The following is a 15,210-nucleotide window of genomic DNA, read 5'->3' as shown; positions in this document are numbered from 1 at the left end:
ACACGATTTCATAAAAAAAATACTGCCTGCGCCGCCGTCCTCCAATAGCGCGCCATACCAAGAAGCCCGGACACCATATGGCATCCGGGCTTCAACAATCGATTCGGTTAGAAGACTTGGCCTACCCTTAGCCTAGTCCTGATTAAGACAGGATCGCGATCGACGTCACCGCGTTATTGGTCAGTGTAACGACCACGTTCGCATTCGGCGAGAGGACGCCGCTGCCTCCCGTAATCGTTACATTTTCAGATACATTATACAGAACCGTGCTCAGAACGCCGTTAACCGTCTTGAGGATCGAGATCGTGGCGATCTTGCCATTGGCGTTAAGCGTGAAGGCCGCAACCGTCCCTGCATCCGTCACCGTCACGGCGTCTTCCGCCGCCTTCGTCACCTCGATGAAGACGACATTGCCTTGATACGTGCGGATGAGCACTTCGTCGCCGGCTTTGAGCGCGGTAGGAGCAACCTTAGCGTCCTTGCGGAAAATAAAGACGTTCGCGTCCAGCGTCAGCGCTGCGATCGTGCCGTCCGGCTTCTTGACCGTCAGTGCGGTTCCGGAGATCGCCTCAACCGTGCCCGTCACCGCAGCCGCATCCTGGTCGGGAAGCTGCTCGTCGGCGCGATCCAGCAGAGCGGCTAGCTCGGCGCGCGTTACCGGCTTGTTCGGCTTGAACGTATTGTCGCCATAACCGGTGATAAGGCCCTTCTCGACTGCGACGGCTACATAGCCGACCGCTCCGGCCGGAATCTGCTTGGCGTCGCGGAACTGGAGCTGCGTGTCCATCTTCGCCTTCGCCTCGTCTTCGAGCTTGAGCGCCTTCACGAGCAGGATGGCGGCCCACAGACGGTCCGCCGGCTTCTCGGCTTGAACGGAAGTCTCCGTCTCGCTGAACAGATCGTTCTCAAGCGCGACTTCGAGGTAACCGACCGCCCACGAGTACTTCTGCTGTACCTGCTTGAAGTCTTTAAAGTTAAGCGTCGCGTCCATGTTCTCCGGCTTCTCCGCTTCTTCCTTCAGGCCGAGAAGGCGAACGGCTGCCACGATCGCTTCGATCCGCTTGATCGTATTGCTCGGCTTAAAGCTGCCGTCTTCATAGCCGTTGAACACTTGCTTGGAAGCAAGGCGGATAATCGATTCATAAGCCCACTGCCAATTCTGCTGGTTCAAATCTTTGAAGTCCAGGTTAATGCCGGCGTTCGCTTTGACCTTGCCCTTAGCTGGCAGAGCTTGCTTGATCGGCAGCACTTGGATCGAATCCTTGCCGCCGTGGTTGTCCTTACCGCTCGCGTAAGCGCCGGAAGCGCCTCCCGCCAGCATGCCTACCGCCAGCGTCGCTGCCGTCGCTCTCTTCCAGAACGTTCCGCGCTGTTTATCGTTATTCTCTATTCTTGCCATTTGAATGCACTCTCCCTTGGCTGATATAGTCGGCAACTGTTGTTCGCGCCGTCTATTCATAGCTTTCGGGAGCGCGGCGCCGGATTGCGGGGTACAGAGCCATAATTGCGTCTTAAGTCGCACAAAAAAACCTGCATCCCCGGTCGAAACCGCCGGAGATGCAGGTCTATGGTCTGGCAATATCGCCCATCTACGTCCAGAGACTCAAGGAGCAGGCGGCGGTTCAGCTTGGTTCCTCTTCTCCTTCAGCCAGCGCGGCGCGCCCTTGTTCTTGTTGTCGCGCTTGCGGTCGGCTTTGGCCTTCGCCTTGCTGGCTTGGCCCGGCTTGGCCGCTTCCGGCTTCCGGGCAGCCTCCCCGGCGCGCGGAGCCTCCGCAGCGAGGCCTCTCGCGCGGCCGGCGCCGGCCGGCCTCTCGTCCGCCGCGCGAATCGGCCCGGCGGCGTAGCCCGCCTGCGGCCGATCCGCTGCTCCTCCGGCGCCTGGCTTGCCAACGGCGCCGCCTCGAGCGGGTGCAATCGCCCCACGCTCGCGCTTGTCGCCGCGGCCGCCTGCGCTGCCGCTCCGGCCCTGCCGCCTCGGCTCGTCCGCCCGCTGCAGCCGGCCTTCGGAGAGCGCCAGTTCGGCAATCTCGATGCCCAGCCGCTTGCCGAGCTTATTCATAATGAACTTCTCCTGCGGCGCGATCAGCGAGATTGACCGTCCCGACCGTCCCATTCGGCCGGTCCGACCCGCGCGGTGCACATAATGGTCCGCGTCCAGCGCCGGCTCGAATTGAATGACGAGCGGCAAGCCTGGAATATCCAGCCCGCGCGCCGCAACGTCGGTGGCGATCAGCAGCTTCGTCTTGCCTTCGCGGAACCGGCGCAGCACTTCGCCGCGCTCGCGTCCCGGCGTATCGCCGTACAGGGCATCTGCGGCGAAGCCTTCGTAGCGCAGCTTGCTTAGCAGCTCGCCGATCCGCTCGATGTCGTTGACGAACACGAGCGCGCCTGCCGGCTTCAAATTGCGCGCCAAGCGGCGCACCATATCGACCTTGTCGCGCATATCGCACGCGATGAAGCCATGCTCGATCGTCTGCGGAAGGCCATTCGCGCTGCCCTCGTCGACCGCCTCCGACACCCATGGATTGCGCAGCCACTTGCTCTCCGCTTCCCGCATCGCCTCCGAGCGAGTCGCGGACACGAACACCGTCTGCCGCTCCCGCGATGCGCCGCGCAGAATCGACTCTACGTCGGTACGGCCGCCGAGCGAGAATACCCGGTCGGTCTCGTCCACGACGACCATCCGCACTGCATGCAGCGGCAGCTTCTTGAGCGACGCCACCTCGCGCACGCGTCCCGGCGTGCCGACGACGAGCTGCGGCTTGCGCTTCATCCGCTCCAGCTGCCGCGACAAAGCGGCGCCGCCGATCAGCGCCACCGTCTGCACGCCGAGCGGCTCGCCGTACGTCTCCGCCACCCGGACGATCTGCATCGCCAGTTCCTGCGTCGGCGCCATAATGACCGCCTGCGTCTCGCGGCGGGACGCGTCGATCCGCTGCAGCACCGGCAGCAGATATGCCAGCGTCTTGCCCGTGCCCGTCGGCGAGCGCAGCATGCCGTCGCTGCCGCCGATCAACGGCGGAATCGCGTCCGCTTGTACCGCCGTCGGGCCGGTCATTCCGGCTTCAGCCAGCTTCGCGGCCAGCCGTTCGTTCAGGCCGAGCGCCTTGAACGCGCCGGCAGCTTCCCCTATATTCGTATCGCCGGATGGCGGCATTGCATTGTCTGTCATGGTGGCGCTCCTCTCACTTCTTGTTCAGCAATCCGGACAGCAAGCGGTCGGCCATCCGGGGGAATAATTGGAACAGCTTCGCTCCGGCCCCTGAGATAAAGGGCATATCCTTCTCCGGCCTGCCGGTCTCGATCGTCCGCACGATCTCGCGGGCGACCTGTTCCGGTCTCAGCATGAAGCTGCCGAGATTGCGCGTATAGGTGCCGCTCGGATCCGCCCGGTCGAAGAACGGCGTGTCGATCGGCCCCGGATTGACGGCTGACACGCGAATGCCCGTCCCCTTGCAATCCTGGCGCAGCGCGTTCGTGAAGCCAAGCAGCGCATGCTTCGACGCGGCGTAAGCGGTCGCCTTCGCCGTAGCGAGCTTGCCGGCGATCGAGACGACGTTGACGATATGCCCGGAACCCGCCGCCCGCATCAGCGGATAGGCCTCTTGAACACAGCGAACGGCTCCCAGGTAGTTCACATCTATCATTTCCTGAAAATGTGACAACGAAGCATCCGGGAAGGCGACGAACTCCCCGAAGCCCGCATTGTTCACCAGCACGTCGATCCGGCCGTACTTGTCTATCGCGGACCGGAACGCCGACCGTACCGACGCTTCGTCCGTCACGTCCATGACGATCGCTTCATGCTCTCCGCGTATCGTCTTCGAGACGGTGCGCAGCTTATCCTCCGAGCGCGCCGCCAGTATCGGGATCGCTCCGCGTGCCGACAGCAGCTTCGCCGTCTCCGCGCCTACTCCGCTCGATGCGCCGGTGACCAGGACGACTCGCCCTTCTAACGATACTCTCATCCTTCTCGCCTCCCGTGAGACGATATCTGAATCCCATTCCTAAACAGGCCTCTATCATGCAAAAAGCCCCTGACGGGGCTGCTGCACCTTAGTATACGATTGTTGCGGTTCGCATGCAAACCGCTCTTCTCTATGGATGGCTGCTTCTCTCCGCTTACGCGATCAGCACCTGAATCTCCATCTCACCGATACCTTCCATGATCAGAGGAACTGCTAGCGCGCGGCTGACCGTCAATTGCTCCAAGGAGCCGGCACGCATGACGCGCGGCGGCGTAATATCGACGTGCACGCCTTGATTGTACAGCATTGTGCTGGCATTGCCGCTAATCATGTTGCCCAGCTCCGAGATAGCGCTCTGCCCTATCTCGTCGATCTCTGTTATTACAAAGCCCCCCATCATAGCCGAAATCATCTTGAGTGCCACCTCTTCGCTTAAACCGAAGACGATGTTCCCTGTCATTTGCCCAGTCAAGCCAATCTGAATCCATACGTGGTGGTCGATGAGTTGAATATCCTTGATCGTTAATTGTCCCGTACTCGGACGAATTTGAACCATCTGTTCAATTACGGTGCGTGCGGACTCCAAAAACGGGTTGATAAATTCTGCCTTCATGCCTATACGTCGCCCCTTTGCAAATAATTTTCGAAGGTCTGACCGCACAAAATTTCCTTTATTATACTAAAAAATGATATGCAAGTATACTTTTTTTTCATGAGACTATGGGACTATTGAATCAAGACATCTCGCATTTTCGCGATTTGGCGACGTTATCCGAGATTTCCGGCGTCGGCAAACCGGTCAATTCCGCCTACTACCAACCTACTACCCCCGCCCCTGCGACAGAACCAGCGTACTTTCAAAAAAAGAGACCTGAAGAATCTCTCCCTCAGGTCTCTCGCTTCCTATTCCCATCGCCGCCCACTATGCGATATTACGCTTGGTTGGGCTTCTTGGGCGCCGGCTCTCTGTCCTGCGGCTGATCCTTCGTCACGGCCGGCAATCGAGCTCTGCCCATCAAGATGGCGAACGCGAAGGCGACGACAGGAAGCACGGCAGTCCATTGGAACACGTAGAGAATAGACTCGCCTAATTTGGCCAGCAGCTGCTGCAGCGCTTCCGCCGGGATGCCCATCTCCGCGGATCTAGCGGGATCAAGCAGCGCCTGACCGCCCTTGATTTGCTCGACCATTCCCGCGTCGGCCCCCGGAAGCGACTGGACCGCGGATTGGAAGTCGTTCTTCTGCAGCATGCCGAACACCGTCACGCCCAGCGTCGCGCCGATCGTGCGGAAGAAGGTGATCAACGACGAAGCGGAGCCTTTGTATTGCGGCGGTACGGCGCTGATCGTCGTTATATTCAACAGCGAGAATGAGATGCCGATGCCGAGACCGACCACGATCATGTACAGCGAGATCGCGAGGCGGCTGGACGTCAGATCCATGACGAAGCCCAGCAGCACACAGCCGATGAACAGCACGATCGCGGATATCATCATGGAATCGCGGAACCGGAACTTGGTCGCGATCCGGCCGCCGATCTGGGCGCTGACGACATTGCCGAGCATCATCGGAATGAGGACGGTGCTCGTCTCCGTAGCCGTCTTGTGGAAAACGCCTTGGATGAAGAGCGGAATATAAGAAGCGACCGCGATCATGGCGCCGTTATACAGGAATCCAATCGCCATGCTGCTGGTGAACACGCGGTCCTTGAACAGGCCGAGCGCGATGATCGGGTCTTTGGCCCGCAGCTCCGCCAGCACGAAGCCGGCGAGCAAGACAACGCAAGCGGCGAAGAACAGCATAATTCGCCAAGAACACCATGCCCATCCGTCCGTCCCGCCGAGCTCCAGCGCGAACATCAGGAACAGAATCGCGGCCGTCAGCGTGATCGCGCCCAGCCAGTCGATACTCTGCTTCCTCCGGTTCGCCGATTCCCGATATCCCTTCAGCACGAAGAGGAATGACAGCAAGCCGATCGGCACATTAATGTAGAAAATCCAGCGCCAGCTCATCTGATCGGTGATCGCGCCGCCCAAGATCGGGCCGAACACGCTGGAGAGGCCGAATACGGCACCGAACAGCCCCATCATCTTGCCCCGCTTCTCTTGCGGGAACAAGTCGAAGATAATCGTGAAGACAATCGGCATTAGAGCACCCCCGCCGATGCCTTGAATGGCGCGATAGATGATCAATTGCTCCATGTTCTGCGCCGTGCCGCACAGAATAGAGCCGGCCATGAACAACCCGACCCCGATTAGGAAGAACCGTTTGCGCCCGTACATGTCGGACAGCTTGCCGAAGATCGGGGTCGACACGACCATCGCGATCATGTAAGCGGAATAGACCCAGGTGAACATGTTCAGTCCGCCTAGCTTCTCGATAATCGTCGTCATCGCCGTCGAGACGATGGTCTGATCTAATGCGGCCATAAATAGACCTAACAGCAGCCCCGCCACGACGAGGTTCATGCTGCTCTTCTTCGTATCCATGAATGCCTTCCTTCCTTCGGTTCCGTTTGAAACCTTCCTTGTATGATCCAAAATGCCTCACCTGATTATACTCAAGTTTGAGTTAAGCACAATCATTTCTTTCCATTTTTGCTCCTGATGTGCAAATCGCCTATAATAGTTTTAGAAAAGGATTTTATATCTTTATGCTGCAGTGATAAATAATTTATATTAGGGGGCAGCTCGTTGAACATCAGCCAACTGGAAACGCTGCTGACCATCTCCAAGACGCTTAGTTTCCGCAAAGCGGGCGAATTGCTCAACCTGACCCAACCCGCCGTATCCGCCCAAATCAAGAGCCTCGAGGACGAGTTCAAGGTCGTGCTCGTCGACCGCAATCATCCGGTAACGCTGACGGACCGGGGCCGTGTGTTCCTAGAGCACGCTGAGCGCATTCTGGCCATCGTCGAAGAGATGAAGCAGAAGCTCAGCGATCTCGACCAGGTGCCGCAAGGCCATATCGTGCTCGGTACGACGACGTCGATCGCGATTCAAATTCTGCCGCGGGTGCTGTCTTACTTCCAGAACCAGTACCCGCAGATCAAGACGTCGATCCTGTCGATGTCTTCTTCCCAGGTGCTGACCAGCGTCGAGAACGGCACGATCGATATCGGCATCGGTTACTTGACCGAGCGAAGCTCGCAGGTCGACACGTCCGTGCTGTACTACGATACGTTCGAGCTCGTCGTCGCGCCTTACCATCCGCTCGCGAAGGCCGATGTCGTCACCGTAGATATGCTGCGCGACGTGCCGATCATTCTCCTGTCGCCGGATACACTAGGCCGCCGCTTCGTCGACCGCATCTTCGCCGAGCATCAGATTCAGCCGAACATTGCGATGGAGCTGGGCAGCAGCGAGGAAGTGAAACGGATGGCGGAGCTGAACATCGGCGCGGCGATCGTCTCCAAGCTATCGATTGCCGAGGAAGTCAGAAGGGGAACGCTGAGGATGATTCCCGTGCACGAGCTGGAGGTCAGCCATCCGGTCGGCGTCATCACCAAGTCCGGACGGTACTTGAACAGCGCGATGCGGCAGTTCCTCAACGATTTGAAGGGGATGCAGGAAGATCAATTCTTCGGAAGCGAATGAGACGAGGAGGACTTACGATGGACAAATTTGATTTGCATACGCACCACGACCGCTGCGGGCACGCCGAAGGCAAGATTGAAGACTACATCCGCGCCGCCATTGAAGCCGGCCTGACCGTGATCGGCATCTCGGACCATTCGCCATATTTCGCTCGAGAAGAGGATCACGCGAATCCCGGCATCTCCATGGCGAAGAGCGAATTCCCCCGTTACGTCGAAGAGGTGCTTCGCCTGAAGGAACGGTATAAGGCCAAGATCGAAGTGCTGCTCGGCGTCGAATCCGACTATTTCCCCGAACACTTCGAGGTCTACAAGGCGGCCTACGCCCCATACCCCATTGATTATCTGATTGGCTCGGTCCATTACACGCGGGGCATCAGCATCTTCAACCGCAACCGGTGGAAGAAGATCGATCCATCGCTCCACACCGACGAGAAGAAGCACTACTACGAGCTCATTCGGCAATCCGCGGAGACCGGCCTGTTCCAGGTGCTTGGCCATATCGACGCGATGAAGGGCTATTACCCGGCGTTCTCCGACATTCCAGGAGCCGAGAAGGAGATCGACGAAGCGCTGAAGGCCGTCGCGGAGCACGACATTGCCCTCGAGATCAATACGAGCGGCAAGACGAAGGACGCCGGCGGCTGGTACCCGTCGGACGCGATGCTTGAGCGGGCGCTCCGCTTCGGAGCGGACGTCACGTTCGGATCGGATGCCCACGTGCCGTCACGCGTCGGAGACGAATGGGAGCAGGTTCGCGCCCGATTGAAGGAGATCGGCTTCTCCCGCTGGGTGTTCTACCGGCAGAAGCGCAAAGTCATTGTTCCGCTGTGAACATATCCCCAAGAACAACATAAGCTCACCAAGAGCAAAAAAAAGAAGCCCTTCACCGCTGAAGGGCTTTTCAATATGAAAAAGGGGGTCTTGGAAATCATTGTACCCGCCGCATAAGACAAGGACATAACAGTAATATTTCAATTGTGTAACAAAAAGCTCCGACATCATGGGATGAAATTCGCTCCTCAGCCCGATGTCGACATGTTATGATAGGAACCAACAGAAGCTTAGGAGTGTGACGGAGCATGAATTACCGGTCCAAGCCGGCTTACGATTACCACCACCTCGGCCACGTGAAGGAGCAGACCAGTTCCAAACGCGCGCTGTGGATTACGTTGATCTTGACCCTATTCTTCACGATCGTGGAGATTGTCGGCGGCTTATTGTCGAATTCGCTCGCGCTGCTGTCCGATTCCGCCCACATGGTGTCCGACGTCATCGCGCTCGGCCTGTCCATGACCGCCATCTATCTGGCGACCCGGCCGCCGAACGCCAAGTACACCTTCGGTTATTTGCGGTTCGAGATTATCGCTTCCTTCTTGAACGGGCTCGCGCTGTGCGTCATTGCGGTCGGCATCTTCATCGAAGGCATCCGGCGCTTCATTCACCCGGTTGACATCGAATTCGGCCTTATGCTGATCATCGCGTCGATCGGGTTCGTCGTGAACCTCGTCTTGACCCTCGTGCTAAGCCACAGCCATCATGAGGAAGAGAACCTGAACGTGCAGAGCGCACTCTGGCACTTCATCGGCGACCTGCTCAGCTCGGCCGGCGTTATCGTCTCCGCCGTCATTATCTACTTCACCGATGCGATGTTCGTCGACCCGCTCATCAGCATGGTCATCGGCGGCATTATCTTCGTCGGAGGCGCCCGCATTCTGCGCGAATCCACGCGCATTCTGATGGAATCCGTGCCGGAGAAGTTCAATCTCGACGAGATCCGCGCGGACCTCGCCCAAGTCGAAGGCGTCGAAGACGTGCATGAGATGCATCTGTGGGCGATCTCTTCCGACCACTACTCCCTTACCGCGCACATGTTCGTTCGTGCGGACATCCAGCCATTCTGCATTATTCTGGCGGCTAATGAGGTGCTGGAACAGAAGTACGGCATCAAGCATTCGACGATACAGATGGAGCACGCGACCATACACCCCCATGGCGAATACGGACGCGAATTCCTTCGACAGCAGGAGGAGAAGGAGCGAGAGAAAGCTGCAGAGATATAACTTAAACGAGGCCGCTGTTCCCCATCCGCGGGATGGCGGCCTTCGCTCATGAGGTGACGGTGATGAGAGCGTATAATGTGTCTGCCTTCTTGTTAACCTTACTTTTGTACCTGTTGACCGCTTATTCCACGCACTTGTCTGCTTAATTCCATCCTCATCCTTCACCTTCTAGTTGTATGGTTTGTAACTTACTTTTCGACAATGAATGTGCTATGATTAATACGAGGAAAGGGGGGAGCCGGATGGACTATTCCAGAATGTGCCCCAAATACGAATCTGCCGCTGAATTGCTCGGCAAGAAGTGGACGGGACTCATCGTTCGGGTGTTAATGGGCGGTCCGAAACGGTTCAAGGACATCAAGGAACAAATCCCCGACATGAGCGACAAAATGTTGACCGATCGAATGAAGGAATTGGAATCGCTCGGCATCGTTAAGAGAACCGTGTACCCCGAGATGCCCGTGCGCATTGAATATGATCTAACCGAGAAAGGCCGCGATCTGGAGGAAGTGACGAACTCGATCCAGCATTGGGGCGACAAGTGGATGTAATACATGCAGTACCGGCAACGCTAAGAGAGGCTGACCGAAGGTTCTATCGGACCCCGGCAGCCTCTCTCTTGTTGTTCGAGCGCCATTGCACGGCGCTTCTAATGAAGCGGGACGGCTGCTGATACCTCCTCTTCATCGGGTTGCGGCTGCGGTACAGCGAACGCCGCCGCAAGGCCGCCTCGCTGGACGGGGAACAAGCGCACCCATCCATCGTACAATCGGCCGAACCCGCGCACCAGCGGAGCCATGAACAGCAGAAGCACCAAGCCGACGCCCGCAGCCGTGAGCGAGCGTTGGAATGGAGACAGCGGCGGCAGCAGCATCCGCATCACCTCTTCGTCGAAGAACAGCTGGAAGCCGTACAGGTACATCGAGACCTTATAAGCAACAGGCTCCAACAGCAGTCCGAATATAACGGCTGGAATGATCACCGACGCGCAGAAGACTGCAATGCTGATCGGGAACTGTCCTATGTTATAGATAATTGCCCGGTAGCCTTGAGGGCGCGCTGCAGCGGCGAACCAGCTTTTCCAACTCGTGATCGCTCTCTCTGCCGTCTCTTCGGCGGCGGCAAGCTCAGCGCTGGCATCCGCTTGCAGCGCCGCTTCGCGTTCGCCCTTCTTCTCTCCTCTCCTCCAGCGCCCCCACCGCCGTTGGTCCTCCTTCATTCGAGCTTCGCACCAAGCCTGGGGCCGGCAGCCTTCCGGCGATGGTCTTGGATTAGACTTCCATGACAGCTTTTGGCTCGGGTGCCTGCTATTTTCCCGACTTAATTCATCAAATTTCGAAACATCTCTCGGCTCTCATGCGTCAAAAAGTAGAGTGAGAGAGGAGATCGACATCATGGCTAAAAAGAAATGGCTCTTCGGCCTCGCCGCAGGGGTTATTGTAGTATGGGGAGCTACTCAGGTCGGATGGGACGAAGTATTGGGAGCGAACAGCGATAAGGGGGCTCTGTCCCCGCCCGCCATCTCTTCGCCAAGCGGTGCTGGACAAGCTGCCGACGGCGCGGACGCAGCCGATCCCGCTGCATCGCCGGCTGACGGAGCGGCTCCGACTGATTCCGGTTCCGCTGAAGTGGACGAGCCCTCTGGCTCCGCAAGCGAGCCGGACGAGACGGCTGAGGCGGATGGCGAGAGATCTGCTGTCAGCGACCTCGACGTGCTGCTGGCGTCCAACTCCCCGGCGCATACGATCTCGAACAATGCGGAGGGCTTGGCCGTCGTGAACAATACTTCGAGCATCCTGGTTCTAGTCGATAAGAAGCGGAACCTGCCGTCCGACTATATACCGGAGGATCTCGTCGTACCGAACGTCAAATTCTCCTTCTCGGGCGAGAACGAGAAGAAATATATGCGGAAGGAAGCCGCAGGCGCGCTTGAAGAGCTGTTCGCCGGCGCGAAGGAGGACGGCATCGAGCTGGCCGCCGTATCCGGATACCGTTCTTACAAGCGGCAGAAGGTGATTTTCGACGCGAACGCAGCGGCTAAAGGGGCGGAAGTCGCCAACCAGACGAGCGCCGTGCCCGGCCAGAGCGAGCACCAGACGGGGCTGGCGATGGATATCTCCAGCGCGAGCGCCAAGTATGAATTGGAGACGACGTTCGGCGAGACGGAGGAAGGCAAGTGGCTGGCATCGCATGCGCAGGAGTATGGCTTCATCATCCGTTATCCGGAAGGTCAAGAAGCCATCACCGGCTACACGTATGAGCCGTGGCACGTGCGCTACCTCGGCAAGGACGTCGCGAAAGCTGTGTACGAATCGGGCTTGACGCTCGAGGAGTTCATGGAGCAGTACGACGATGTCGTGATTAAGGCCTAATGAATCGTTGATCAAGGAGCCAAATAAGCCCCTCCATCGGATAACGATCGCAAGATCGTCACCCTCGGAGGGGCTTTCTCATGGCCGTTACCAGATAGGAATCCGATAAGGCTGGCGGATATAGGCGGGGTATTGGGTAATCTCGAACGTCAGCGGCTGGTGGTAAGCGCGGTTCTTCAAATAATAGCTCGTATAAGACTTGGCGGGATTGTTCGCATCATTCCATGATTCTTCGAGATTCCCGCCGTCTCCCCCCATCTCATACTTCGCACCCGAGGCGTCTGTAAATTGAGAACTTAGAACACTATACATCATGTGATCGTCGGGAACATCCGATCTTACTCCAACGGTAAGCATGGTGTAGCTTCCCCGCCGAGCGACGTCCAACAGCTCCAGGTTATCGTCCGGCGCCTGCACGATTTGCTGCTTCTCGGTGTCGATCATCACTTGAAGCTTCGATTTGTCCAACGCGCGAAGCCACCCGCCTTCAATCGTTAGGTGTTTGGGTTTATGGAAGTAATTACTCTCAAAATAAAGGATCGGATGATCCATGCGGTAGGATCCGCCTATGGTTCTCCACTGTTCGCCGTTCTCATCCACGAGATGAATATCTCCGGTATCAAAAATCTTCTTGGTATTGTCTTCTGCGTAATGAAGATACAACGCGATGCGCAGCGGGGAGACGACGGCGCGTTCGAACGTAATGCGCTGCCCTTCCGCCTCGATGGTTTGGTCGATGGGATATTCCCGGATCAGGCTCTCGAACTTCTTCCGGTCAATCGGGAACATAACCGTGTAATCCGGGCCGTTGCCTTCCCGCGGACCGAAGTCCGGATCCTTCGTGCTGTAATCCGTGACATTCTGATCCGGTTCTGGCAATGCGGCGGAAGATTCTTCCATCGTGCCAATCTCCAGCCGAACCTGGTCGGGCCACTGCCGATCGCCGGCCAGCGTGATGTCGATCGTCCCTCGAACGACGCTTCGGCCAAGTTCTTGAATCGGATTCTCGTTCGCAACGCCAGTGCTCGCCGATAGATGCTGCCCATTGCCATCACTCAATTCCGTACGCCAGAGGTTCAACCGTTTGGCCGTCTCGCTCTCCAGCTCATAGAAGACGACCATCCGCGATTGATCCGCAATAATGCCTTCGATGGTGAATTTGCCGCCGTCGTGCTCGTCGGACAGCCCAATCGGCTGCATCAGGTCGTTATCCGCGGCAAGCTGGAGGCCTCTGTCCGCGGAGCGATCGATCATATCTACAAACTTCTCGAGGCCCGGGATGTCGCGCAGCATCGAGGCGAAGACGGGAGAGATGCGAATCGTGAAGAGACAGGCAATCAGCGCGAAGCAGCAGGCGATGGCTGCCGCTGAACGCAGACGATTGCGGCTTCTCGTGAGGCGCTTGCGTTCCTTCGCTTGACGAATGCCGGCGAGGATGGCGTCATTCATTCGCTGGTCCAGCGAACGCTGCGCTTCAGTCGGCTCAAGCATACTCTTCTCCCCCTTTCTGTCCGTACGCCGCGCGAAGCTGCTTCAGCGCTTGGTGCAGCCACGTTTTGACCGTACCCTCCGGCTTCTCCAGCAGCTTCGAGATGTCCGTCAGCGTCATGTCCTCATAATATTTCAGAATGATAATATGCCGGTAATTCGGCTGGAGCCGGTCGATCGCGAGCGCCAGATTCAGCTTGTCATCGAGCGCGAGATCCTGTGCGAGCGTCTGCGGCAGTTCGTAGAGGGGAAGCATACGGCGCTTGCGCTTCTGCTCGTCGATGCAATAATGTATCAGAATCCGGGTCAGCCATGTCTGAAAATAACGCCTTTCCTTCAGCTTGCGAAGCTTCAGGTAAGCTCGGCAGGCCGCCTCCTGCAGCGCCTCCAGCGCGTCGGCCTCGTTCTTCAGGTAGGCGTAAGCAATCCGGTACAAGCGCTCTCTCTCGGCGCTGACCAGCTCATAGAACGCTTCGTCATCGCCGTTCAGCGCTGCCGCCACCCGTTCCTCTGTCGTCATCCTTCTCCTCCTCCCGAATATTAGACCGCGCAGTGGCCGATTTGGTTTTTTCGTCGAAGATATAATTTAATACCGAGTCCAAGCCCGAGTTAATCGATTTGCGAACTAACTCCCGAAGCTTACCCCTGACGTGTGCCGAATTAGTTTGCGAACAAACGAAATCCCGACTTCAGCTTCATTCGGAACGTGAATTAGTTCGTTTGCAAACTAACTTTTCACATTAAAGGGTTGTCTGTTCAAAATTAATCGATTTGCGAACTAACTCNNATCGATTTGCGAACTAACTCTGCTCCCCAACGTCCCTTGAACGCAAAAACTGCCCCCGGGCCGAGGTCGACCGCAAGGGCAGTTATAGAGGCGATAGAGCAAGTATCTGATTAGCCTTCGATCAGCAGCGTCTCCGGATCTTCCAGCAGTTCCTTCACCTTGACGAGGAACTGTACCGCTTCGGCGCCGTCGACGATCCGATGGTCGTACGACAAGGCGATGTACATCATCGGACGGATCGCAATCTCCGTGTTGTTGTTGACCGCGATCGGACGGTGTTGGATCTTGTGCATGCCGAGAATGCCGACTTGCGGAGCGTTCAGGATCGGCGTCGACAGCAGCGAACCGAACGTGCCGCCGTTCGTGATCGTGAACGTGCCGCCTTGCAGCTCAGCCAAGCCGAGCGAGTTCGAACGAGCTTTGGCTGCGAGATCGGCGATCGTGCGCTCGATCTCGGCGAAGCCCAGCTTGTCCGCGTCGCGGACAACCGGCACGACGAGGCCTTCCTTCGCCGCAACCGCGATGCCGATGTCGTAGAACTGCTTCGCGATAATATCTTCTCCGTCGATCTCGGCATTCAGCAGCGGGAACTTCTTCAGCGCGCCGACGACTGCCTTCGTGAAGAAGGACATGAAGCCGAGGTTAACGCCGTTCTTCTCTTTGAAGGCGTCCTTGCGGCGCGCGCGCAATTCCATGATGGCGGACATGTCGACTTCGTTAAACGTCGTCAGCATGGCAGCCGTATGCTGCGCTTCCACCAGACGCTTCGCGATCGTCAGACGGCGGCGCGACATCTTCTTGCGTTCCGCCGGCTTCGCCGGGTTGAACGCTGGGGCCGCTTGCGCAGCCGCCGGAGCGGCTGCCGGTGCCGGCGCCGCCGCAGGAGCAGGCGCCGCGCCAGCCGCGCGAACGTCGGCCGGATAGACGCGGCCGAGCG

The 15,210-nt window shown here is 57.9% G+C and carries 14 protein-coding genes and 1 pseudogene; 5 read left to right on the top strand and 10 right to left on the bottom strand.

All coding sequences use genetic code 11. The features are described from left to right. Positions 1–142: 142 nt before the first annotated feature. From H4Q31_RS22010 to H4Q31_RS17485, 6 genes and pseudogenes are all read right to left on the bottom strand, one after another. Positions 143–787, bottom strand: coding sequence for an S-layer homology domain-containing protein (locus H4Q31_RS22010; RefSeq protein ID WP_376698265.1), 645 nt, complete (start codon positions 785–787; stop codon positions 143–145). 270 nt (positions 788–1,057) lie between these two features. After that, positions 1,058–1,321 (bottom strand): annotated as a pseudogene (locus H4Q31_RS22005) (S-layer homology domain-containing protein); the annotation flags it as partial. Positions 1,322–1,603: 282 nt separating this feature from the next. Next, positions 1,604–3,172, bottom strand: a complete 1,569-nt coding sequence (locus H4Q31_RS17500; RefSeq protein WP_245347331.1) for a DEAD/DEAH box helicase — start codon at positions 3,170–3,172, stop codon at positions 1,604–1,606. Positions 3,173–3,185: 13 nt separating this feature from the next. Further along, entirely contained in the window at positions 3,186–3,968 is a 783-nt protein-coding gene (locus H4Q31_RS17495) for an SDR family NAD(P)-dependent oxidoreductase (protein WP_185180356.1), read from the bottom strand. 154 nt (positions 3,969–4,122) lie between these two features. Further along, complete coding sequence (locus H4Q31_RS17490; protein ID WP_185180355.1) at positions 4,123–4,581, bottom strand: chemotaxis protein CheX; 459 nt, start codon at positions 4,579–4,581, stop codon at positions 4,123–4,125. 319 nt (positions 4,582–4,900) lie between these two features. Continuing rightward, the gene (locus H4Q31_RS17485; RefSeq protein WP_185180354.1) at positions 4,901–6,457 is read right to left on the bottom strand and encodes an MDR family MFS transporter; all 1,557 of its coding nucleotides are present in this window, start codon (positions 6,455–6,457) and stop codon (positions 4,901–4,903) included. 204 nt (positions 6,458–6,661) lie between these two features. Here H4Q31_RS17485 and H4Q31_RS17480 point away from each other — a divergent pair, with 204 nt between their 5' ends. The 4 genes from H4Q31_RS17480 (at position 6,662) to H4Q31_RS17465 (ending at position 10,177) form a co-directional block, all read left to right on the top strand. Continuing rightward, positions 6,662–7,564 (top strand): LysR family transcriptional regulator, encoded by a 903-nt coding sequence (locus tag H4Q31_RS17480; RefSeq protein WP_185180353.1) that lies wholly within the window; start codon positions 6,662–6,664, stop codon positions 7,562–7,564. 17 nt (positions 7,565–7,581) lie between these two features. Continuing rightward, positions 7,582–8,397 carry a histidinol-phosphatase gene (locus H4Q31_RS17475; protein WP_185180352.1) on the top strand — a complete coding sequence of 272 codons (816 nt, stop codon included), beginning with the start codon at positions 7,582–7,584 and terminating at the stop codon, positions 8,395–8,397. 248 nt (positions 8,398–8,645) lie between these two features. Continuing rightward, a complete protein-coding gene (locus tag H4Q31_RS17470; protein ID WP_185180351.1) occupies positions 8,646–9,626 on the top strand; it encodes a cation diffusion facilitator family transporter in 981 nt (326 codons plus the stop codon). Between the two features lie 242 nt (positions 9,627–9,868). Further along, positions 9,869–10,177, top strand: coding sequence for a winged helix-turn-helix transcriptional regulator (locus H4Q31_RS17465; RefSeq protein ID WP_185180350.1), 309 nt, complete (start codon positions 9,869–9,871; stop codon positions 10,175–10,177). 98 nt (positions 10,178–10,275) lie between these two features. Here H4Q31_RS17465 and H4Q31_RS17460 read toward each other — a convergent pair whose 3' ends face one another. Further along, positions 10,276–10,845 carry a sensor domain-containing protein gene (locus tag H4Q31_RS17460; protein ID WP_185180349.1) on the bottom strand — a complete coding sequence of 190 codons (570 nt, stop codon included), beginning with the start codon at positions 10,843–10,845 and terminating at the stop codon, positions 10,276–10,278. Between the two features lie 175 nt (positions 10,846–11,020). Here H4Q31_RS17460 and H4Q31_RS17455 point away from each other — a divergent pair, with 175 nt between their 5' ends. Further along, entirely contained in the window at positions 11,021–11,998 is a 978-nt protein-coding gene (locus H4Q31_RS17455) for a M15 family metallopeptidase (RefSeq protein WP_185180348.1), read from the top strand. An 87-nt stretch (positions 11,999–12,085) separates the two neighbouring features. On the opposite strand, the gene H4Q31_RS17450 is transcribed toward H4Q31_RS17455, so the two are convergent. The 3 genes from H4Q31_RS17450 to sucB form a co-directional block, all read right to left on the bottom strand. Further along, entirely contained in the window at positions 12,086–13,489 is a 1,404-nt protein-coding gene (locus tag H4Q31_RS17450; RefSeq protein WP_185180347.1) for a DUF4179 domain-containing protein, read from the bottom strand. After that, complete coding sequence (locus tag H4Q31_RS17445) at positions 13,482–14,006, bottom strand: sigma-70 family RNA polymerase sigma factor (RefSeq protein ID WP_185180346.1); 525 nt, start codon at positions 14,004–14,006, stop codon at positions 13,482–13,484. Before H4Q31_RS17445 ends, H4Q31_RS17450 begins: the two co-directional genes overlap by 8 nt. Before the next feature lie 377 nt (positions 14,007–14,383). Then, positions 14,384–15,210: dihydrolipoyllysine-residue succinyltransferase (gene sucB / locus H4Q31_RS17440; protein ID WP_185180345.1), on the bottom strand; the 827-nt coding region annotated here is incomplete at its 5' end.

This window comes from Cohnella lubricantis, from assembly GCF_014212015.1.
GTDB classification, from domain to species: domain Bacteria; phylum Bacillota; class Bacilli; order Paenibacillales; family Paenibacillaceae; genus Cohnella; species Cohnella lubricantis.
The sequence above is the reverse complement of the archived record's forward strand: the minus strand, read 5'-3'. Positions and strand labels throughout refer to the sequence as shown.